Below are 23,184 nucleotides of genomic sequence, written 5' to 3' on the forward strand. Positions count from 1 at the left end.
AGATGTAAGAACTCAGGCACTGGCCGGGGAGCTGCAGCAATGACAGCTCCCCGATCTCAGAGCAGCCGCTCTTACGGGCAGTGCCTGATACTGTTATCACCAGTCATGCATGGGAGCACGACTGGATACTGTTATCGCCAGAGCTTATGCGGGACATAAACCCTGATACCGTTATCTTCAGGCCCGTGTCACTCATAGCAATGGCAATAAGCCGGGCCGGAACTGTTATCGCCAGTCATGCATGGGAGCACGACTGGATACTGTTATCTTCCTTATGCTTAAAGCTCGGGAAGTAAAAAACTGTTAAGGGACGGCTCATTACTGTCCCTCAAATGAAGGCTTGCATGCCTGTGCGCAGGGCCTGCCAGGCAATGCACTGCCGCAGCTGTGCCAGGCTGGTGCCGGGCCGGGGCTGTGCGCTGTATCGCAGGCACCGCGCCGGGGCTGGGGTCAGCGGCTGTGGCGGGAGAAGAAGCAGCTCAGGGCAAAGGCCTGAATAAAGCACTGCAGCCACAACACCACCAGGGTGTACTCAATGCAGAATAACCAGCCCTGCCAGAGCATTAATACTGCAAGGGCGCTGATCACCAGATTAAGGGGCGAGCGTATGCGGGTGAAATAGCGCAGGCCCATCAGGGAGCGGTGATGGAGCTCACTGGTAAGTCCCACATGATGGCCCCAGAGCATGCCGGTTACGGCCATGGTCAAAGGCAGCTGCCATGAGGAGCTGACTACCTGCCATACGGCCATACATCTGTCGGTAAAGCTGGTGTGCTCATAAAGCAGGGCACTGAGCTCTCCGCTGCCTCGCAGCATTACCTCAAGGGCAATGGCGCTGTAAGCCGTTACACTCTGGCCCATCTCACGGGATGAGGAGAGCAGCGAATCAAGCTGTCCGTCATCGATAATCATACCCGGTACCAGCACCATAAGCAGTATCAGCCCTGCCTCAAGAGCAAGGCTGTACATGCGTATTAGCATCTGACTGAAAATAAGGGCAGTCAGGGCATAAATAACCCGTATGCATCCGCTCTTAACAAGTCTGAATACATAAACAGGCAGCAGGGCAGCACGGGTGAGCATGCTCCTGCGCTGGCAGCCCTGATGAGCTCTGCCATCGCTGCTGCCATGGCTGCTGCCATTAACTGATCCGGCATAAGCCTGATTATGCTCATGGGCAGCTGCGCGGGCCTGCTGACTGAAGGGTGAGCTGGCAATACAGGATCGGTCCATACCAGGTACAGTGGACTTGAGCGCGGCGGCAGTTAAAGGAGCAGGGGAGACAAGTACTCTGTCATTACAGCCCGGGCGCTCAGGATTGTCACAGCTGAGCAACTCATGGATACCGTCATCACAGTTATGGCCCGTGGCGCCTGGAGCGCTCGGGACAGCCCCATAGCCACTGCCATGGGCAGCTGCACGGGTGCTGCCATCAGAGCCAATAACATCAGCACTGCTGTGCGCCTGCATGCGCGATGAGCTTATGTGCATGGACAGAAAGTCCTCATCACGCAGCGGCATGACAGTCAGATTCTGAGCTGTGCTTACTCTGATTACAGGCTCAATGTTTATGGCAAAAGGAGCAATGCCGTCCCTGTAGCCCACAGGATCATCAATTTCAAAAGCCTTGTGCTCCAGGCCGGCACTGCCATGGTGTCTGGCGGCCTCCTCAATAGCCTGCTCAGACAGATATGGCTGATGGGCCTGAGCCCCCTGCCATGACTGTGAACATGATGCACGCTGAGAGGCTGCTGACGCAGGCAGTGATGGATCGGCAGCTGGTGCAAAATCAGGAGGGCCGGGCACAAAGAAAGAGGCTGCATCAGGCACAGGGCCTCCACTTGAGCTGTCAGCCGGTAATGCTGCCCTGCAATCCTGCGAAGATACCGGATCTGAGGCACTGCTGGCAGTGGACTTATCAGTATGAGCCGGGCCTGAGCTGTGATCATGAGGCCAGGCTGAGCTGTCAGCTGCTGCACGGTTATCTGAGTCTGGCGGGCAGGAACTGGCAGATGCAGACGCGGCTGAGGCAGATGCAGGGGCATCTGAGAAGTTACTGCGGCTGCGTGCAGCTGCCTGTGCGGCATGCTCCTGCCATTGCTGCAGGGTATTCAAATCAGGGCGGGAGCTGCCCGAGCCGCGACGGTCGATAATGGGAATGAAACCCTTGTAGAAATGACCGTTGGCAAAGCGGGCGACAAATTCAAAATTAGGCAGCAGCGAGAGCATGGAAGGCGGAAACTTCTCACACTCCTCCTGCATCATGCCCCGGGAAATGGATGATGATGTGCCTGATCCTACCTGGGACGAGGACACTGAAGTATTGATATGGGTACGTGAAGTAGCTGGCAGTCCTGAAGTAACAACTGAGGCCGTTTCCCTGTTCATAACGCGCAGAGAAATGACATTATTGCAGTTGTCGATAAACTGCTGGGCAATGTCACGTGAGCCCATACGGGCTGCAAGGTCAGCTGTTGACTGAGTGGCAATGGTGATATTGAATCCTGCCGAACGCGACTTGTTAAGCAGCTGCAGCAAAGGCTCATTGGCAAGCTCTGAGGCCTCGTCAATAAAGACTGAAATACGGCGGTGATCGTTGATATTACCGGCAATGATCTGACCTGCAGTAGCGGCCAGGTCTGACAGCAGCAACTTGCCCAGATTACGGCCGGTATTGCTGTCCTTAAGGCAGTGCAGACCGGCATAGAAAATCATGTTATTGCGTACTATGCTGCGAAACGAAGCCTGAGGCTGCTCTGATGACAGCAGCTCGAGCAGGTCACCTGAAGTAAGCCCGGTAATGGATGGTCTTATAGAGGATGTGGTCTTGTCAAAGTAGAGGCTGTTGGTCAGGCATACCTGAAAGATCTGGCTCATTGAGGTATCAGAGCGTACATAGCCACTGGCAGTAAGCCAGTCATAAAATTCCTTGAGGGCAACAAGGGCTGCCGGACGGGCTGCACTGGAGCGTACTGTCTTTGTCTTGCTCTTGCTTGCCGCTGCAGCAGCACGCTCCTCGGCTGCCAGGGCGTCAGATTCAATCTGACGCTCCATTTCATCAAGGTCCAGAGCCGAGGCTCCACCTTCGGAGCTGACATTAAGACGGCCGCCCATGGCAGCTGCCATGTCAAAGCCAGCTCCCATGGCAGCACTGCCGTCCTCGCCGCCAGAGGCAGCGGCAGATGCTGCATGAGCGCGTCTGTGGGCACGCCGGCTGCGTCGTGACTGCAGGGAGCTGTCCTCATCATCGTCAGCACAGTCACTGCCTTCACCGCATCCGGCACTGCTGCGAGCCAGGTCAGCTGAACAGGCCGAAGAGCCATTGAGCTCATTGAGCAGCTCATCATCAGAAGGCATTTCCTCTACATCCTGATGCAGGCCGTCCTCATCTTCTGCTTCCATGGCGGCAAGGCGCTGTGCAGCTGCCTGACCGTCACTGGCGGCAATCTCACCAATCTCCGAGAGTCTGACTACGGCTTTTTCTACCTGAGACTGGGACACTGTCTTAAAACTGTCTCCCATCAGGGCACTGACAGCAAAACGGCTTACTATCAGGCGCTTGTCTGAGATACCGTGAATACGGTTGTAGTAGACCGAGCAGGCCGGATTGTTAATGGCAATAACAGTAAGATTGATGATCTGACGCAGAGCCATTTCATAATTACGGTGCTGACAGACATAGCGGCGAATATTGGACAGAGTGACCTTTTCACCCAGCAGACGACAGCACTCAACGGCGGCGCTTACGGCCATAATGGCATAGTCCTTAAAGACGCTGTCAGGACCGTCAATCAGGGTTTTCAGACGCGAACCGATTTCCGAAGCGCGCTCAAAAGTTGCTGTAGGATTAATTCCTCTGTTTATTTCATCGAAGAGACGGTCATCAAGCCTGGTATCATAAATAGTATTGTCATAGCCATTACTGCTGTCTGTGCGCAGGGATCTGAGCTGGGCTATGCCCTTAAGAAAGTCGCTGTCAGGCATGAGATCAGAGCCGTCAATCACCACTCTTGCTCCCGGACCGCCGGCTGCCTGTCCGGCAGCAGACTGGTCAGCGTTCAGTGATCCGGTTAAAGGCGATTCTGAATCATGATGCTTTCCATAATAATTAATATTGCGACCACTATGAGATGCCCGGACATCATAAATGGGTTGCTCTGTGTTCAGCACTTCACTGTGCTCACAGCTCCAGGAGCGGGCGCCGTCAGCTGAGCTGTCCTGGTGTCTGTTATCAGCCATGGTGCTGCCATGGACTTCTTCGTGCCATGCAGCAATAAGACGGGATGAGGCACGTCCGCAGCGCTCCAGACCGGCAGCATCATAGTGCTCGGCGCTTACCAGACTTGACAGTCCTTTGCGAACTCTTGAGTTGGCAGCAAGCTCAAAAGCGCTCATAGGGGCTATGTTCATGGTCTTGCTGGTAATTACTGCATTGTCAAAGGCCTGAGGTACAGAGGCCACACCTGTGCTTGCTGAAGCAAAGGCGCGGCCGCGCTCACTGTTAAGGGAAGGAGCTGCCGGGCGGCCCACATCAAGGCATACCATATTCTCAAGGGGCTCACGCTCAGCGGCGCGGGCGGCCCTGATAAGAGACATCTGCAGATCACGATCGCCCTTTGGGTCGAGCACAATTACGGTATCGCCACGCATAATGGCCTGAGATACCAGCAAATCGAAGAAACGGGTCTTGCCCGAACCTGTAGTACCCAGCAGCAGAGTATGACCGGCAAGATCACGTACTGGAACTACAATAGGCTCATAGCCGTCATCGCAGGCCACAGCATGAATGTCAGGCGAGCCATTGGTGCCAAAAGGCGAAGGATTATTGCCTGCCTCCATTATGTGCATGAGGGCACGGGTATGACGGGGCAGCCACTCAAAACCAAAGCCGTACAGGCAGAGATCAGAGGGCAGAACCTGTGCTTTGGCGTTAACTGCAGGCAGCATTGCCGTGCCATCAAGAGCAGTGCCTTGAGAGCCATAAGGATCACTGGCTCCACCACCGGAAAAGGCAGATCCCCGCTGTGATGAGCAGGTGCGGGCAGCTCCCTGCTGTGATGCCCAGGAGCTGGCAACTTCCTTAATGGCGGCGCTGACAGCAGCGCCCTGAGACAGACTGCCACCGGCACTCTCACGGGCCTGACGCACGGCCTGAGCAGCCTCCTCACCGCAGGCACCGGCCTCGATACTCAGTTCCTGGGCCCGTACTGCCAGAGTCTGAGCAATGGCTTCCATGGTCATAAGGCGTCCGGCATAGACGGGCTGGTCACAAAGCAATGGAACACTCAGACTTTTGATATGACCGCTGTTGATAATGGTGCGGCCTGCCTGAGCAGATGCTGAGCCTGGTGCGCGCTGTGCAGCCAGTACGCCCTGAGCAATGATGTAATCCTCTACTGTTACCGGAGTGCTCATAATCATACGGCCACTCTTATGGCCGCCATTGGCAATATAGGCTTGCAGATTGTGCTCCTGCTCTGCTTTGAGCAAATCACCGGCAAGCCCCTCGCCAGCACTTGCACCGGCACGGGCACTGGCACCGTCACAGGAACTGGCACCAGCACGTGCACTTGCACCGGAGGCGGCACTTACGCTGCCGGACTTTACGCCCTGACAGGCTGCCTCAAGGCGGGCGGCTCTGATGCGATCAGCTGCTACGGTTTCAGGGGTGCGGGCCCGCCATGATAAAGACAGGCGTAAAGGGGTGAACAGAACTCTTCCCTGCAGATATGAACGGTAAGAACGCTGTGCCAGCATGGGAGAGTTGAGCACAGCCGAACCAGGGCCCATACCTACTCTTGGCAGAGTTACCACGTAAAGATACAGAGCCTGCATGATAATGACAAAGAGCAGGCCCATACCGGCAGTTCCTTCAAGCATGAAGGCAACCAGTACCAGCAGCGCACTGACCAGAGCAAGGCCGGTAACCACTCTTATGGAGGCAACATTATCAAGGCCATGGCCCAGCAGCATATCATCACGATGGTAGTGACCATCGGAGTTAATGCGCGATGAAAACAAGAAACCCAGCGCCTTGTTCAGATATTTAACATGGGCAAACATCCAGGGTTCTCCCCGTAACTGTTATCAAAATGTCCTGCCTGCAAACGAGGCCTCAGACACTATGTGCATCAAAACACAAAGCAAAGCAAAATTATCGATCAAAGATCAACGTTCAACGAAAACTGCCGCAGGTGCTCACATGGTGTCAGCATGGAGCAGGCATGGATAAAAGCTGTATGAGCCAGGCCTGAGGCATGCGTACACATGAGGGCGTACATAACGCGTACGTATGAGTACAAATGCATGGCTCCGTCACCAGCAAAGGCATGTAAGAGCCCGCACTACGCCCATAATCCATGACTGGCCTTTTGATCTGCAAGACCATGGCAGCTCTGTGCAGCCATGACTCAGAGCAGATAGCTGAGCGGCATAATTTCAGGCAGCACAAGCCAGGCAAAATCAGCGGTCAGCGTTGACGGAAAAAGAATGACGTCCCTTGCCTGAAACAGACACAGAACGCGAGGATGAGGCACGTGCGGCAGCACTGCCAGATGCACGGGCTGGTTCATAAAAACGGCTTGCTCTGCCGGCGTTCATATTACAGAAACGACGCCAGTTATCGGACTTGCCAGCACAGATGCTCTGTAAAGCTGATAAGTTGAGCCCTGAAAGAGCATGAGCATGTTCTGACAGCTCTTCATGGCAGGAGCTGCGGTTTACACTGTTGCTTACACTGCTGTTAAGGCCAGATAGCTTACCCTCAGCTCCGAAAAAGTCCTCAAGAGCACTGTAGATTACAGATAAGGACTCCCTCTTACCGGCACAGCCGCAGCCACAGCCAGCATCACTGAGGCTGTCAGCGCTACGCTCAGAGAAATATCCCAGGTCATGTCCAGACTCATGTCCAGCGAAATAATCAGACTCGCGCTCACTGCTGCAAAAGGCACCAGCATCAACATAATCATCGGCATCTTCGTAATGGTCGCAAGATACGCTGCTGACAGAATCACAGTCTGCTCTGCCACAGCTATCGGGCAGATCATCAACCAATAAGCAGGTACAGACGGATTGTTCTTCATCGGGATCGCCTGCACTCTCAGGCATGATGTAATCCCTTAACTCCATGCATTCGTCAGCACTTACAGCCTGAGAATAAGCGCTGTTTCCGGCTTCATAAGCTTCATAACATGGTTCACTCTGCTCGGCACAACTGGCGGCGTCACCCTCGCAGCTTATGAGCTCGATGTCACTGACAACAGTTGTCACTGCAGTATCACCTGCAAAGTCATAATCCTCACAGCCATTTATGCTTTCAGCATGGATGATGCTGACGCGGTCGAGTTCAGCTGTGCTTACATTCTCAGACCTGGAATTGAGGCGATTAAGAGCAGAAATGAGGGAATTACGGGATGCCATGTTTAACTCCTTACGGCTTCTTACTGGCTTTCAAGCCGTTACTGTTACGGGCACTTAGCCCACTTTTAATTTACGTTAAAAAATCCCATATGACTGGGCTGATATAAGCTGTTTACTACCAGAAGACCGACGCACCACGCCACCGCCGTCGCCACACCACGTCACACCAAGCCACGCCACTACACCTGGCACACAAATGCTTATGTCATAACAGGCTCAGTGACACATGAGTCTTTGAACAAAGAAGTCTTTATGCCAGACTCCCTGGGTTAAGGCACTGCTCGAACAGTACCTGAACCGCATATCACCTGGAATAGACATTACAGGACAGGACACTTTCAGGTCCGTGGAGCAGGTACAGTAATACTGTGAATACACGAGTGGTAAGGACAAAGGTCAGACTAAAGTACGGATACGGAACGGGTAATGGATACGGGTAAGGTATGAGTACAGTTGTACAGACTGTCATCTTAGTTATTAATGCTTTCCATAACAATATGGACATTGTCCTGATCAGATATGGATAAGCACTGCCGCTGTTTGCCATTGGACAAAAACTGCTGGCAGTCAGCTGATAGCAATTAAATTTTCAAATTTTCACTGCCTGAGGCAGCACAACAACCTTTTCTTTTCTGCTCAAAAAATAATGACACCTGAACTGAGCATGGCCAATCAAAGCAATGACAAGCTGGGCTGGCATATTGAAGCCGGATTCAAGGATCCGCAAAAAGCGAACAGTTCTGATTACCAGTAAGCTGGAACAACCAGAGCTGGTATCAGATCCGCAGTGATTTCAGGATTTAATTTCAGGCATCACGACGCTGACAGCGTCTTACCGTTATCAAAGTTTTATGCCTTATCCCTGACAGAGGACAGGAACAGGCAATAAAAGCCAATGGCTTACTTTTCGTACAAGGAATACTTTCCATAACCAAAAAGGTTGTGGAAAAATAATGAGCCCACGGTTCCGTGGACCATCTGCGGGCCGCGCAGCTGCGCTGTGCCACGAGATCTGAAACTTTCACAAAGCGACTCTGATGGTAACTGAGCGCCCTTCAGACCTCACTGATTAAAGCATAGCCATGCTTTATTCATTTTAGTAATGAATCTGTCCAACAAGGCCTTTTTGCCCGCTGGACTGATTTAATTAATTGCACACCCAGGGGGCATTGTCTATATCTATTTTGCAGGTGATGAATAAAACCATAAGAGACATTCCCATATCTATGGTACCTGCATAGATAAACGATAAAATTTATCAACAGATTCTCAACTGGACCACATTGTTAAATCACGATATACATGCCATTTCTCAATTGAAATAACGATGATAAATGATAATAAAAAGCTCCAGCTGACAGTTTGAATTCTGATCATTTATCTCAGCCAAAAGTACCGCCAGCACCGCATCTTACCGGCAGTAACTCACTAAGAAAAATGTCCCCAAATGACAGAGCATAATGTCATATTGCACTGGCAAAATGACTGCTTATCATTCACCACCTGTCCATGTACCTTCATCCGCTCAGCAGGCTCCAGAAACCACAGCAAAACTGAAATGGATGAACTTATAAACAAGCCACAAAAACAGCCTGTTTACCTGATTTATCTACCTTCCACTAAAACATATACGGAGTCCAGGAAGACCAGGAAAATCCCCCTGAATGCTGTCTATGCAGCTGATCTGTTATTGTTAAAAAATAATGGCATTACTGCCATAAAGCTTTACCTGGTTTTAACACAGCAAATACCACCTGTGACTATATGTGACCCTCGTCACTAACAGGCTATCTGCAATGGTTAAACAAGTGTGTTTTCGTGATGGCAAAGAAGAGTCCAGACGAACCGCAAACAGCCTGTATAAACAGCATACTACCGGGCACAATCACAAACGCATCAGAGCTTTTCTGCATCAGGAGAAAAGACAATGCAAAACACTTTTGAAAACACTGCCATCCGTCTAATTCCCAGCACATCCCTCTACAACACACCTGCAGACGCAAAAAACCTCAGAACATAAGCGAGCACTCATATCCATACTGCTACCCATGCCTCACAGCCATGGCCCCACACCATACTCCCACGCTCTGGCCCACGCTCTGGCGCATACCCTGGTCTACGCTCTGGCCCACGATCTGCCCCATACTATGAGCCCACACTATGGCCACAAACTCTTGCCCCACGCTCTGGCCCTCACACTGCATGAATGTGGCTGGAAATTATTGATGATTATGGCTTTTGAATACCCTTGGGATGCTTAGGCCTGGTACAGGCTTCCTCTACGCCATACAGGTTCGTATTACTGCCATATTTCATGATTCCTACGGCATTGCATTTACATTCTTGCCACCAATGGCAAGTTCATATGCTCGCAGGCATAGCAAACTCTGGATTTAAAGTACTTGAGCGCATTCGAGCACCAGTTAACTTACAATTATTCATGTTATGCGACTTAGAAATATAGCCAGATCTCCATATGTAATTTTTTGACTTTGAAGGACAAAGCGCTTATTTATGCCCCTTATCTACATATTTTTTGCCTGCACCCCGTCCTTTACGCAGACTTATGGCATACCTGTTGCTCAATACTGCATAACAGAATTATAGAAAGGTCTGCTCAACTGTCCGAGGCAGACAGGCCTTGGAAAGTGAAATGACCTTGTCTTTGTAAGGTCGATCTTTCTGCTTTATAAAGGAGAAAAGTTATGGCCCTGTACGTAAACACGAATGTCAGTTCGATTAATGCCCAGCGCAAACTCAGTAATGCGACTCTGAACCTCAATGTCTCCTATCAGAGACTGTCATCAGGTCTGCGCATTAACTCAGCTAAGGATGACGCCGCCGGTCTGCAGATCAGCGACAGACTGACCACCCAGATTAATGGTCTGAATCAGGGTAACCGTAACACCAACGACGGTATCGCCCTCGCTCAGACAATTGAAGGTGCTCTGGACGAAACCACCAACATGCTCCAGCGTATCCGTGTACTGGCCGTACAGTCAGCCAACGGTACCAACTCCCAGAAAGACCGTGATGCTCTTCAGGAAGAAGTAACCCAGCTGTCTGAGGAAATTACCCGTATTGCACAGCAGACAACCTTTGCAGGTCAGCTGGTCATCAACGGCAAATACACCAACAATAACAAGAACAGCTTAATTCCAGCAGATGGAAAGCTGGTATTCCAGGTAGGTGCTAACGCCGGCAACACCCTTACTCTTGACTGGGGCTCAGAGTTCACCTTAAGTGGCATCGCATCACAGGCTGGTCTTAAAAATGCTGGTGATCTTAAGGATAACAAAGCCAAAAAAGGCTTTACTGAAGAGAATGGTAAAATACGTTTTGCTATCTCCACTGCATCACGTGCAACTTATGTATTAGAGAACATTGATTCCCTAATTCAGGCTGTAGACTCTAAGCGCGCAGCACTGGGCGCTTTACAAAATAGAATGGAGAGCACCATTCGTAATCAGGCTAATATCTCCGAGAATCAGTCTGATGCCCGTAGCAGAATTAGAGACACAGACTTCGCCTCTGAGACTGCTGCTCTGACCCAGAACAACATTATCCAGCAGGCATCACAGTCCGTTCTTGCTCAGGCTAACCAGCGTCCAACTATCGCTCTGAGCCTGTTAGGCGGTTAATAATTACAGATTTCTTTCTCTCTTTATCATCGAGGCGGGGTAACACCCGCCTTTTTAATGACCTTACACATTGAACTACGTCTATTTTGAAATTCTTTATAAATCGTTATGTATTACTATTTGTCAGTTTAATGTGAAATTATTGAGAATGTTAGCAGCGAAGCGTCATCATCCTCCTTATCATGACTTTCAGATCAAACTATGCTCAAGCAGTCCTAAATGCTTTATGGTTCCTGTATTTAAGGGAGTATAAAAGATCGTCTTGCCATGTCAGTGCGGATTGAATTGCACAAAGTGGCAAGGACAAAAAGAAACGTAAATATGTTCTGTCATTTTGCAGTCATTACTCTTACATAACAGATAATCTGGCGTGTTTTACCCATAAAGTTACATCTATGTGGTATTTTCATGCAGAGAGACGAACGGCATATTAATGCGTTACCAGCAGTAAAGTTTTACCTATTTGCATAGATTTATGCGTTATATTGGCATATGCGTTGCTCAACTACTTTTAAGAGAAATATAGAAAGGTCTGCTCAACTGTCCGAGGCAGACAGGCCTTGGAAAGTGAAATGACCTTGTCTTTGTAAGGTCGATCTTTCTGCTTTATAAAGGAGAAAAGTTATGGCCCTGTACGTAAACACGAATGTCAGTTCGATTAATGCCCAGCGCAAACTGAGTAATGCCACTCTTAGCCTGAATACCAGCTACCAGCGCCTCTCATCAGGCCTGAGAATCAACTCTGCCAAGGATGACGCTGCCGGTCTGCAGATCAGCGACAGACTGACTTCCCAGATCAATGGTCTGAATCAGGGCAACCGTAACACCAATGACGGTATCGCTCTGGCCCAGACAATTGAAGGTGCTCTGGACGAAACTACCAACATGCTCCAGCGTATCCGTGTACTGGCCGTACAGTCCGCCAACGGCACTAACTCCGCTGCAGACCGCAAGGCACTTCAGGAAGAAGTTACCCAGCTGTCTGCTGAAATTACCCGTATCGCCAAGCAAACCACTTTTGCAGGTCAGCTGGTCCTCAATGGCAAATACGATAAAACCAACAATCCTAACAGTCTTATTCCAGCCGATGGAAAATTAACTTTTCAGGTAGGTGCAAACGCAGGTAACACCCTGGACCTCGACTGGGGCATGGCATTTACCCTGTCCTCAATCGGCGACGCTGCCGGCATTGCAAAAGGTGATGTAACAGCAAATGGTGCAAAAGGTCTGGTCTTATCTGGTGGCGGCGGTGGCGCTGGTGGTGCTGGCGTAGTGCGTTTTGGCGTATGTACTGCTCAGGTTGCAACCAATACCCTCGCGCACATTGATGCCCTGATTCAGGTTGTTGACTCCAAGCGTGCCGGACTGGGCGCTTTACAAAATAGAATGGAGAGCACTATCCGTAATCAGGCTAACATCTCCGAAAATCAGTCTGATGCCCGTAGCAGAATTAGAGACACAGACTTCGCCTCTGAGACTGCAGCACTGACTCAGAACAACATTATCCAGCAGGCATCACAGTCCGTTCTTGCTCAGGCTAACCAGCGTCCAACTATCGCCCTGAGCCTGTTAGGCGGTTAATAGAACAGATTTCTATCTCTCTTTATCATCGAGGCGGGATAATACCCGCCTTTTTAATCGCCCAATATATCCATATCTGTCGATATTTATACATATTATTTTATAAAGAATATGTGGCAGAATGTTGTGCTTCTTATGTAAGATGTGATTATGCCCCTGTAAGAATGACGGGGCTTATCACGGGCAGGTTTACAGTTTTGCCATTGGATGGCTTTGGCCATGTCTATGGCTATTGCTATGGCTATGGTCGTGGCTAAAGCTGCAGCTGCAGCTTTTGCTGTCGGTTGCTGTGGCTGTGACTGTCGATTGCTTTTAAGGTTGCTGCGGCTACGGCGGCTGTGTGGTGAGATTATGAAGGGCTATATGCCCAGGCGGCGGACCTCCTGGCCTGGTCGCCAGGTATAGGCTATGGTGTAGATTGATTCGCAGGCATAGGCATCAAGCTTGACGTAACAGCCAAGGCTGTTGCTCTCGGAGAGGTTGAGCTCAGCTACCAGACGGGATACGTCAACTACCGGAATGCCCATGTCTATAAAATTCTGCGGAAGACCGCAGTCACTGAAGAAGTTGCGCAGCGCGTTGATACCGGATCGTGCAGTAGACTCAGGATCATCAAAGTTCATAGGAATGCCAAATACCCTGTTGGCAAACTGAGCCATGCGCATGATATTGGCGGGCAGACAATAGGTAAGCCATGCCGGGATAAGAACAGCCAGTCCCCCACCATGTGAGGTACCGTAAACGGCATTTAAGGCACTCTCAAGAGCATGCAGAGCAAAGTCAGGCTCACGACCAAGGCTGCACATGCCATTTTGAGCAAGAGTACCGGCCAGCATCAGGTTACCACGGGCTTCAATGTTATTAGGCTCTTCAAGGATCTGCGGCAGAATACGCAAGATGGTACGCAGCAGGCCTTCACAGAGCTCATCAGTAATCTGAACATTCTGTGTATTGGTGAAATAGCATTCAATGACATGAGTAATCATGTCCATTGAACCCAGAAGGGTGTCGTCACGTGAGGTACTCAGTGACAGCTCAGGGTTAAGAATGGCAAAGCGAGGCAGGAACTGCGGGCTGGAACGGGTAAATTTACGACTGATACCGTCACGGATCTGAACAATGGTACAGACAGGAGAGCATTCAGCACCGGCATCAGGAGTAGTTACCAGAGCACCTAAAGCCAGTGAATGAGCGGGATCACGGGTTCCAACGAAGAAATCGAGCACATCACCATTGTAAATTGCGCCGACACTGAGAACTTTTCCGCTGTTAATCACATTGGAGCGGCCAATTGCGACAATGGTATCAATATGATGCTGGCGGCAAAATGCAATGCCTCTATAGATTGAGTCCAGTGATGGCTCGTTTTCGTCATCAAACTTGAGATCAAAAATCTCAAGACCGGCACGATCAAGGGAGCGACGAATACGGTCAAGCAGATCAGGTTTATCAAGAGCCTCAACGCCATAATGCAGAAGCACTCTGCGTCCGCCCTCAATCTTTACCTGGGAGCCCACCTCATTTTCACGGGCGCGGCCAAACATCATAAAGGTACGGCGCTGATAGTCGAAATTTTCCATGCTCTCTCCCTGCCTTGGTTACTGGGGACTGCCACGATCTTAATGCAAGCAACCTCTTTTCACCAGACACAGTTTCATCAAGATCAGCAGGTGTAAGCACTTATGCCCTGAACTGCTCCAGCAGACATGTCGTGTCCCCGTCCAATATTCCTTATGACATCTGTTCAGTCTGTTAACAGCCTTATGGTATCTGATACCCGTGTCAGCCTTTAGTGACTGTGGACTTGATCTGAGCTCTGATCAAAGATCAACAGCAGTTACAGGAGCACATGCTGTGGCTGCTCATAATATATTTATATATGGCTAAATATAAACGCTGCTAAATGAAAACATGCATTGATCATTGCATCAGTGTGCTCCAGTGCCGTTTAGAGGCCAGGAGACAGTAACTGCATGCAGGTATGAACGGCAGGTTTCATGTGGCAGCAGGCATAAACCAGTGGCGTACTTTTGAGCCCTGCAAGTCGGGCGGTATTGAGGAGTGCAGTCGCATACTCATGACTGCATGGCTGGCCCCAGCGCGCTTAAGCATGACTGTGTGACGGACTGTAGATCGCTCCAGCAAGTCTGTGTGACGGTCTGCAGAGCATTGCAAGCAAGGCTTAATTTTGGCCTGCAAAACGCTTAATCATAGCCGCATACAGAGCTGCAATGCGCTCAAACGTGAATGCGAGGATGGAGGCAGTGCGCTGCAGAGCGCATTTCTGAAGGCGGACTGGCTGTTCCTGATTTTGGCTAAGGATGTGTGAAAATCTGTTGTGTGAGTTTTACAGGTGTGGATATGGCGCGGATTTTTTGTGCAGAAATATCGCAGTTGCCGCAAAAGCTGCATATTGCAGTGGTCAGATTGTGCACTGTGCTATAAACTTTAGCTGTAGTTTGTAGAGGAGATAAGCCATGGACATCAGCGCCCGCGTACTGGAACTTGCCGCAGGCCATAAACTGCACAGCGGAGACAATGACAGCTCCCGCCTGCCTGCAGCACTTGAGTACGCAGACCGTCAGTGGGAGCAAATGGTTAACGCCTGGTGCAGCCGCATGTTCGCATCAGCCCCAGCCAGAACTTTTGACTTCTCATCACCAGCTGCTGCTCCGGGCAACAGCCCATCTGGCCAGGGTAATGGCAAGACTGTAACAGGTGGCACTTCCGATTCTTCAGGACGCAAAGCTGCTGAAAATGCAGCTACCCGCAGCAATGTGCGCACTGCTAATAAGGGCAATGGTGCAACTGAAGATAAAGACAGTCCTGAGCAGGTTGCAGCAGATGCTGAAGCTGCAGCTCAGGCTCAGCAGACTCATGCCGCTCAGATGGCATTAATTGAAGAGCTGGCCTTTACTCAGGAAGTAAAGGCTGTGCTTGGTCTGCAGACCCTGCTGGTTAAGGATGCTGACAAGGAACAGCAACGTCTTGACCTGGTAAAGACCGCCTGGGAAGCCGCCCGTCTCATGCGCGTTTTACCTCTGGACACCTCAAGCGGCATGCGTCTGATTGCCCGCACCATGTCACTGGGCATGCTCTTTTATGCTGGCGGCAAAGCAGATGAATTTGGTATTTATCTGCGTGCTCGAGGCCCTGAGATAGACGCTGCCCTCAAGGAAGCCTCTGAGCAGTACAGCGCTGCTGTGGGTTCAGCCCATGATGCTGACAATGCCTGTGGCAACGCCAGCAGTGACAACACCGGTGAAAGTGGCAGTGCCTACGGCAGCTGCAGCTGTAACAGTACTGCAGTCCGTCGTATGGCTGAAGCACGTTTTGGCCTGCTCTGTGAAATTTTCCAGGTATGGCGCGAAATGTTCTCCTTCAGTGAGAAACTTAACCCTACTTATCTGCACCAGTCCCACCGTACTTTTAATGAGCATCTCAAGGCAGCCGCTGATCTGGTTGAACACTGCACTGACGAACAGCAAAAGCTTAATCATGCTCTTTACCTTGCTGTTTTTGCCCGTTGCCGTGCTGCAACCTGTGCCCTTCTTGATATGGAGGACAGTGATGAGCCAGCACCTGCCCAGCCGGTAAACAATGAAATTGACTGGGATGCTGTAGGCAATGCCTTTGAAGAGGACTCCTCAGGCTGGGGTCCTGCTGATGCCCAGCACTGTGCCATTGCCCCTGGTGGTGACCGTGAGCTGGCCTGCTCTCAGTTTACTGAAGCTCTGGAAAACACCACCAGAATTGAAGACCACGAGCTGGAAGTAACCATCAGAGCATTACGTACCATGGTCAAACTTGCCTGATCTTTCTTTTAACCAGCAAAAAGGGCTCCCTCAAGGAGCCCTTTTTGTTGTGGTCAACGACCTGGAAGGTCAGTTCATCAGAACTGATAGTTCATGCTGACGTTCCAGCTCAGATCCTCAAGATCGCTGGCATCAGCAAAGCCCGAACGCAGACGGGTACCCCAGGTAAAGTTACCAAAGGTTGCCCACAGACCAAGGGCAGCCGAGGTCAGATTATCTGAGCGCTCTATGCCGTTGATATGGGCATTTATTCCGGTATTGAGATAAGAGCCGTCAAAGTCGTAGCTTACGTCCTTAAGGGCAGTCATATGCTCAAGCTCAGCAGTAAGCTGCAGCCAGGAGCTCATCTGCATGGCCATACGTGCACCAATATACAGATCAAGGCCATTGTAGTCCTCAGCACTGTCCTCTATGCCCAGAGCATATTCCTTTTCTGCAAAAGAACCACGGTGGAATCTGTTGATATCAAGGCCAAGATAAGGGTTGAAACGCACAGATCCAAACTCAAGCTGCATACCGGCTTCGTTATACCAGTTGGCATACCAGTCAGTGTGATCTGAGTGTACCTGAGCATCCATTACATCACGTCTGATGTCAGAGTCAATGTAACTTGCGCCCAGACGGGAGGCTACATAGAACCAGTCCTGTCTGTATGAACCATAGAAGGAGACATTGCTCAGATCAATCTCAGTGCGGCCGCCCAGCTCACCAAAAGTGGTTTTGGCATGAGACTGAGCCAGTGCAGCACCAATCATGTAGTTATCACCAATACGACGGTCAAAACCAACATGAGCGGTATAGATTGAAGTATCAGTACCGGCAAAGCCGTCCTGGCAAAGCTCGATATCGTTATATCCGGCATCACCGTAGAAGCCGTCCATGCCCAGCATACGTACGGCGGCCATACGCTCAGCTACAGTACGGTTAACCACCTGAGCCTGACGGGCGATGATGTTCTGAGAGCTGGCATGGATTTCACCTGACAGACTGTCCATTACACGGGCAAAATCTGCTGCAGGAGTGTTAACCAGCTTCAGGGCTGCCTGATAGGCAGGTGAGCTGTAAACCTCAGTCTGCTCCGGAGCAACTCCAGAATCGCCAGCTGCTGATACGGCAGCCACTGCCTGAGCACCATCAGCGCTGCGTGCAGCACTGTTACCAGCCCCAGCTGCAATCGCAGCCTGCTGCTGGCTCTGAGTGTTCTGCAGGCCCGCAATAAGACCATCGAGCGATGCTGCTGTACTCAGGGTCTGCTCATTGGCCAGTCCCATAGACCTTACAGCCTTGGTACGGGTAGGAATCTGATAGGTGACCTGGTAAGTACCATTGCTATTCTGTAATGTACCAGTACTACTGGTTCCGTTATTTATCTGAAGACCGCTAATTGAACCAAATGCAGCGCTGGCATCATATGCGCCTTGATAATTGCCACTGCCTGGTTTAATGACATCACGAGTAACAGAGCTGCCTACGGTTCCAAGATTGGTGGCCTGATATGAGTACAGATATACCTTGTTATTGCTGGCATCCAGGTTGACACTGCTGGCACTGAGGTAGCCGTCAATCAGGTCAATCTGAAGTTTGGCCGAGCTGCCACTCATTTTAACGGCACCAGCCTGAACTGGGCCTACAACAGAGGTCTTACCTTTGCTCGAAATCGCAGCCAGAGTGATCTGATCAGTTGTGCCTGAGGTAGCAGGATTGTATTTACCCAGCACCAGCTCGCCACCAGTACCGTTGTAAATAGGGGCTGTATTATTGCCTCTGAGGTGCATCTGGCCCTGATGGACAACAATGCCGCCGCTAAAGTTGTTATTGCCAGTCAGAATCAGAGGCTTAGGACCGGTCTTATAAATGCCTCCTGGACCGGTAATGTTATTTGACCAGGTGTAGTTTGAGTCATTAAGACGGTAATCAACTACGTCTTTAACATTGACTTCAACGAATTTGGCAGAGCCTGTATAGCCATCATCTGTCAATCTACCTGATTCCACAGCAAACTGACCTATAAGGTCATTATGCAGCATGGCCGGGCCATTCATGGCTCGGCTGTTGTTCAGGGCTCCCCAACCTGTGATGTTGTCCGGGCCTGTAGTGATACCGCTGTCCTTCTTGCCACCTGACATCTTGTCAGCTGTGGTAAGAATGGACATGGTAACGAGATGATTACTCATCCATGGGTACTTGTACCATACATTCATGGCTGTTGCGCTGACACGAGGAGCAGCAAAGGAGGTACCTACCTCACTACTGGCATTACCATTGGCAGCAATACCCCAAAGCATGGCGTCATTACCAATGTAGTTGGCATACTGTACTGGAGATGCATTGCCCTGACCATTTCCGGCAATAGCACCGTGTTCTCCATTAAGTGCAGTGGCGGCCAGCCAGCCTTTACGGGCTTTCTCATAACCGGCTGCAGTAGGAATCTGGGCATAGGCATCGGCCTCTTTCAGGTTGTCATTACCTGCAGCAAAAACAATGATCGAATCCTTATTAGCAGCAAGATCCCATATGCCGGCGACCAGACTGTTGTCCTTTATTGAATCAGGGTTTGACGGAAGACCGGTTACAACTCTGGTTTCTGCAGTGACATTGCCCTGGGCTGAGGCTGAGTTAGGTGAACCGCCCCATGAGTTGTTAAAAACACGTGCGCCGTTGTTATAGGCATCCTTAAAGTAGTCCAGACTTACGCTGATTCTGGTCGCATTAGCAGCATTACCTGCTGTATAGCCACGCATCTTTACGCCGCCGCTTTTCAGCTCAGGGCTCAGATTGTCATACAGAGTGGAAAAAACAATAGAGCCGTGTGAGCTATAGTTGCCCGGTGATGCCCCGCCCACATTGGTAAGACCGCTTCCTGCTGTAAAAGCAGAGTCAATAATGCCCAGATATGGAAGAGACCTTGGGTTGGCACTGCGCCAGCTTGCCTGACTTACATTGGATACATTAGGGATTTCGGTTGGCCTGAATGGGCCGCCAGTGCCTGAGCCGCCGCTGCCGTCACCACTTCCGCCATCGCCTCCGTCTGGAGGTGGTGGAGTAACAGGTGAGGTGCCGCCGCCACCACCACCACCGCCGCCGCCAGGGCCTGGAATGAAGCTGCTGGCACCGCCACCGCCACCACCGCCAGATCCGCAGGCAGTAAGTAAACAGGACAGGGCAACTGTGAGCAGACTAAGTTTCAGCTTTGAGGAGCCTGTTGAGCCAGCAGTCGCATGAACTGCATTATCTTGTGATGGATGTTGCATACATACTCCAAAATTACAGCACTGGCCGCTGGTGAGAGCCGGCTAAGGTTTTTTGATGTCAGGAATTAAGAGAGCACCTGTACTTGATCTGTTCACGACAGGAGCCTGCAGTACAGAATGTAACCTTTTATGCAGGTCGATTCATAGCTTTTGAAGCTTTTATTCATTTTGCTTCGACTGACAATATCGGCAAATCCGCCATTTTGTTAAATTTTGAGCTGTGCTTCCCGTACGCATCAAAACAGGGATAATCAAGGAAACTCAAACGCAGTTCAGCTGTTTCCTCATCACAGAAAATGAATGTATCCGTGCCTATCTATAAATAGACATTAATCTATAATTGATATATCACTCCGGGCACAATTTTGATGCATTGATTTTCTGATAGATATGAAACATATCACCATGCCTGGGCTGATTTTGTCCGACCTCCCTGCAATGTTCAGGTCATGACCCGAGCTGTCATATTGCCCGTTTTTATATTCCACAGTTGATGCTGGATGTCCTCTTCATTTTCTGCACTCAGACTGGCTGCTGGACCATGTTTGACTTGCTTGCCACTTCATCTTTGCTCAGATTGCTGACCTCCTTGCCTGTGACAGACAGGCTCTACGTGCCTGACTGTGCCAGCTGAGGCTATTGCAGATTTTCTGTCTGCATTATTGCCAGTCCAGATTTCAGATAGTACACAGCCAAGTGGTTGAATTGATATCGTCTGCATTTGAATGGTTGCCCTGGTAATGCAACTTGTAGTTCACAAACAGGGACAAGGTCGGGACAAAGACAGGCTCTTGATGAATGGTCCTGTAGAGTGTTCAGACGTTGGGCTTCTTTTGCGGCCGGTCTAAAGGTCCATCGGGTGGGCAAATGATGGTTGAGTGTACAGTCTAAGGAGCTGGCGCATTCTCAGATGCCGGCACAGTCTCGGGCTCCGTGGCCTGACCAGATAGCATCTGCCATGGGCGCACCTGGTGCTTGCGTCGGCGCAGGCTCAGGCTCTGTCGTTGGCTCAGGCGATGGCTCAGGCGATGGCTCAGGCTCATGGTAATGTCCATTTGAGCGCTCCTGGGAGGGCTGATGGACGGGCCTGAGAATACTCCTGGCTTTGTCAGCGGAAGTATTGTGTTGTCCTCATGGGGCCGGGGATGGTGATTGTCTGGCAGGAGCAGGTAATGGCAGCTCCATCTGCCGGGGCGGGGCGAGATAAAGTCCATGTTTTCTTCAGGTTAATTTATGCGCTGCCCGGCCTGTATTTGCGCGGGATTTGCTGGCATTTGTGGTGCACGTAAATCACCGCCCTGTCAAAAGTGAAAATAATTCACCTTTTATGTGGGATATACAGTAATATGTCGGAAAATTCCGCACCCAGGACAGCTTATTTTTCGTCACGAAGCTCATTTTTGTGCCGCTGGCGCGCTGTTTAAGGGATGAACAGGCATACAGTTTTGCTCTTTCGCTCAGCGTTTATGCAGCTGATTTATGATCAGGGACAGTACCCGGAGACAGATTCTGTTATGTCAGCGGTTTTTCAGCCTTTTGGTATTCGGGCAGTTTCGCTTTCGTAAGCCTGCATATCGCAGCCAAAATACCATAGCCCCTGTGGGCCAGCTTAAGCCACTTTCTGGCCGTCACATGCCTTTAGATCACCTCATAATCCTTTTAAGTCCCTGAGAGCTTTGCGGCTCCTGCAGAGAACTTAAAAGCTATTGTCGGCTGTTACAGTCTGACAGGGCATGCAATGCAGGTGCTTTCTGTCTGCCATGAGCCCAATGGATAAATGGTGTCTGCAGGCTTGCCCTGCCATGGGGACCTGCAGTCCATGATCCTGGCAATGCCAATTGCAATGGCAATTGCAGTTGCAGTGGCAATGGCAATGGTCCTGCAGCCAGGCTTGTGTATGGCTATCGCGTATGGGCATTGTGATATTTAAGGAACTATGAGGCAAACTGCATGTTCCTGCAGCAGGTGAGTACGGCTGCAGGCAAAGACCTGGCCTGATATAAATCAGCATTTTGTTTTAATCAGGCTGCCTGAGTGCGCAGCGGCGCAGTCCTTTTGAGGGCTGTACCGGACCAGCGGTGAGGCAGGGGTGCTGTTTTTCAGCTTTTTTGCAATCTGATTTGGGAATTAACTGAGTGACTACTAATGTTCCTAAGTTGCCGGCAGCCGATGCTGCCTCCAAAGATTCCGGCTCTGTAGCAGGAGCCGGCACCGGTACTGTACCTAACAATACTCAGCCGGCTCAGAGCCGCAGCGGCACTGCCGCACACCGCCCGGGCGACCTTCCGGGACAGAAACCATCTCCTGCCGCTCAGAACCGCAGGCCAATTCTTACCATCTCTCATCTGACCAAGCGCTTTGACAGCTTCGTTGCTGTAGATGATGTCGACCTTACAATTTATGAAGGCGAGATCTTTGCTCTGCTGGGCTCCTCAGGATGTGGCAAGTCCACCCTGCTGCGTATGCTGGCAGGCTTTGAGACTCCAACCTCAGGCAGCATCATGCTCGGCGGTCAGGAAATGATTGGCGTGCCTCCTTACAAGCGCCCTCTGAACATGATGTTCCAGTCCTACGCCCTCTTCCCTTATATGACCGTAGGCCAGAACATAGCCTTTGGTCTCAAGCAGAGCCGTCTGCCCAAGGACCAGATTCAGGAGCGCGTAGAGCGCATGCTGCGCCTTGTGCACATGGAAGATTACGTTGACCGCAAGCCTTATCAGCTCTCAGGTGGTCAGCGTCAGCGTGTTGCCCTTGCCCGCTCCCTTGCCAAAGAGCCACGTCTGCTGCTGCTTGATGAGCCTATGGGTGCTCTTGACAAGAAGCTGCGTGAGCAGATGCGCCTTGAGCTTGTGGACATCATCAACTCCGTAGGCGTTACCTGTCTGATGGTTACCCACGATCAGGAAGAAGCCATGACCATGGCTGACCGTATTGCAATTATGGATCGTGGTGAATTTATCCAGATTGGCGGCCCACGCGAAATCTACGAGAACCCTAACTGCCGCTTCTGCGCTGAGTTCATTGGTTCTGTAAATATCTTTGAATGCTCCCTGGTTACCTCATCAGCCACCCAGTCTCTGATTAAAGCCCGTGACTTCAATCACCTGATTGAGCTCAGCCATGATATCGACCTTGCTGACGGCATGCCGCTTATCATCGCCATGCGCCCTGAGAAGATCTACATCTCTCATCAGAAACCTGAGGAAAACACCAACTGGTGTGAGGGCGTAGTAGAGAATATTGCCTACCTTGGCGATATCTCCATTTACTATGTGCGTCTGACCAATGGCCGTATCATCAGCTCCACCCTGCCAAACGTTGACCGTTTCAAGCAGGGTCTGCCAACCTGGGATGATCACGTCTATTTAAGCTGGGACCCTGATTCCTGTATCGCACTGACTATTTAACGTAAAGATCTGCCCTCCAGCCCGCTGTTCCATCAGCCCGTTGAACGGTCCTGGACAGCTGCCACTGGGC

8 protein-coding genes are annotated in these 23,184 nt (G+C 50.7%); 4 read left to right on the forward strand and 4 right to left on the reverse strand.

Translation table 11 applies throughout. The features are described 5' to 3' along the window. Nucleotides 1-450 precede the first annotated feature (450 nt). Both MXE39_RS00315 and MXE39_RS00320 read right to left on the reverse strand, forming a co-directional pair. Nucleotides 451-6,063: a type IV secretion system DNA-binding domain-containing protein gene (locus tag MXE39_RS00315; protein WP_246977780.1), complete on the reverse strand. Its 5,613-nt coding sequence runs from the start codon at nt 6,061-6,063 to the stop codon at nt 451-453. Between the two features lie 399 nt (nt 6,064-6,462). After that, the gene (locus tag MXE39_RS00320) at nt 6,463-7,419 is read right to left on the reverse strand and encodes a hypothetical protein (protein WP_246977779.1); all 957 of its coding nucleotides are present in this window, start codon (nt 7,417-7,419) and stop codon (nt 6,463-6,465) included. A 2,705-nt stretch (nt 7,420-10,124) separates the two neighbouring features. Between MXE39_RS00320 and MXE39_RS00325 the strand changes: the two genes are divergently transcribed. Next, nucleotides 10,125-11,060 carry a flagellin gene (locus MXE39_RS00325; RefSeq protein ID WP_246977778.1) on the forward strand — a complete coding sequence of 312 codons (936 nt, stop codon included), beginning with the start codon at nt 10,125-10,127 and terminating at the stop codon, nt 11,058-11,060. Between the two features lie 624 nt (nt 11,061-11,684). Beyond that, the gene (locus MXE39_RS00330) at nt 11,685-12,641 is read left to right on the forward strand and encodes a flagellin (protein WP_246977777.1); all 957 of its coding nucleotides are present in this window, start codon (nt 11,685-11,687) and stop codon (nt 12,639-12,641) included. Nucleotides 12,642-13,000: 359 nt separating this feature from the next. Here the strand turns inward: MXE39_RS00330 and MXE39_RS00335 are convergent, their stop codons facing one another. Continuing rightward, nucleotides 13,001-14,221: an iron-containing alcohol dehydrogenase gene (locus MXE39_RS00335; protein WP_246977776.1), complete on the reverse strand. Its 1,221-nt coding sequence runs from the start codon at nt 14,219-14,221 to the stop codon at nt 13,001-13,003. Nucleotides 14,222-15,118: 897 nt separating this feature from the next. Here MXE39_RS00335 and MXE39_RS00340 point away from each other — a divergent pair. Then, complete coding sequence (locus MXE39_RS00340; protein ID WP_246977775.1) at nt 15,119-16,456, forward strand: hypothetical protein; 1,338 nt, start codon at nt 15,119-15,121, stop codon at nt 16,454-16,456. Between the two features lie 77 nt (nt 16,457-16,533). Here MXE39_RS00340 and MXE39_RS00345 read toward each other — a convergent pair whose 3' ends face one another. Beyond that, nucleotides 16,534-19,707 (reverse strand): autotransporter domain-containing protein, encoded by a 3,174-nt coding sequence (locus MXE39_RS00345; protein WP_246977774.1) that lies wholly within the window; start codon nt 19,705-19,707, stop codon nt 16,534-16,536. Between the two features lie 2,135 nt (nt 19,708-21,842). Here MXE39_RS00345 and potA point away from each other — a divergent pair. Beyond that, entirely contained in the window at nt 21,843-23,114 is a 1,272-nt protein-coding gene (gene potA / locus MXE39_RS00350) for a polyamine ABC transporter ATP-binding protein (protein ID WP_246977773.1), read from the forward strand. Nucleotides 23,115-23,184: the final 70 nt, after the last annotated feature.

The sequence above is a fragment of the Anaerobiospirillum sp. NML120511 genome (genome assembly GCF_023050955.1).
GTDB lineage: Bacteria > Pseudomonadota > Gammaproteobacteria > Enterobacterales > Succinivibrionaceae > Anaerobiospirillum.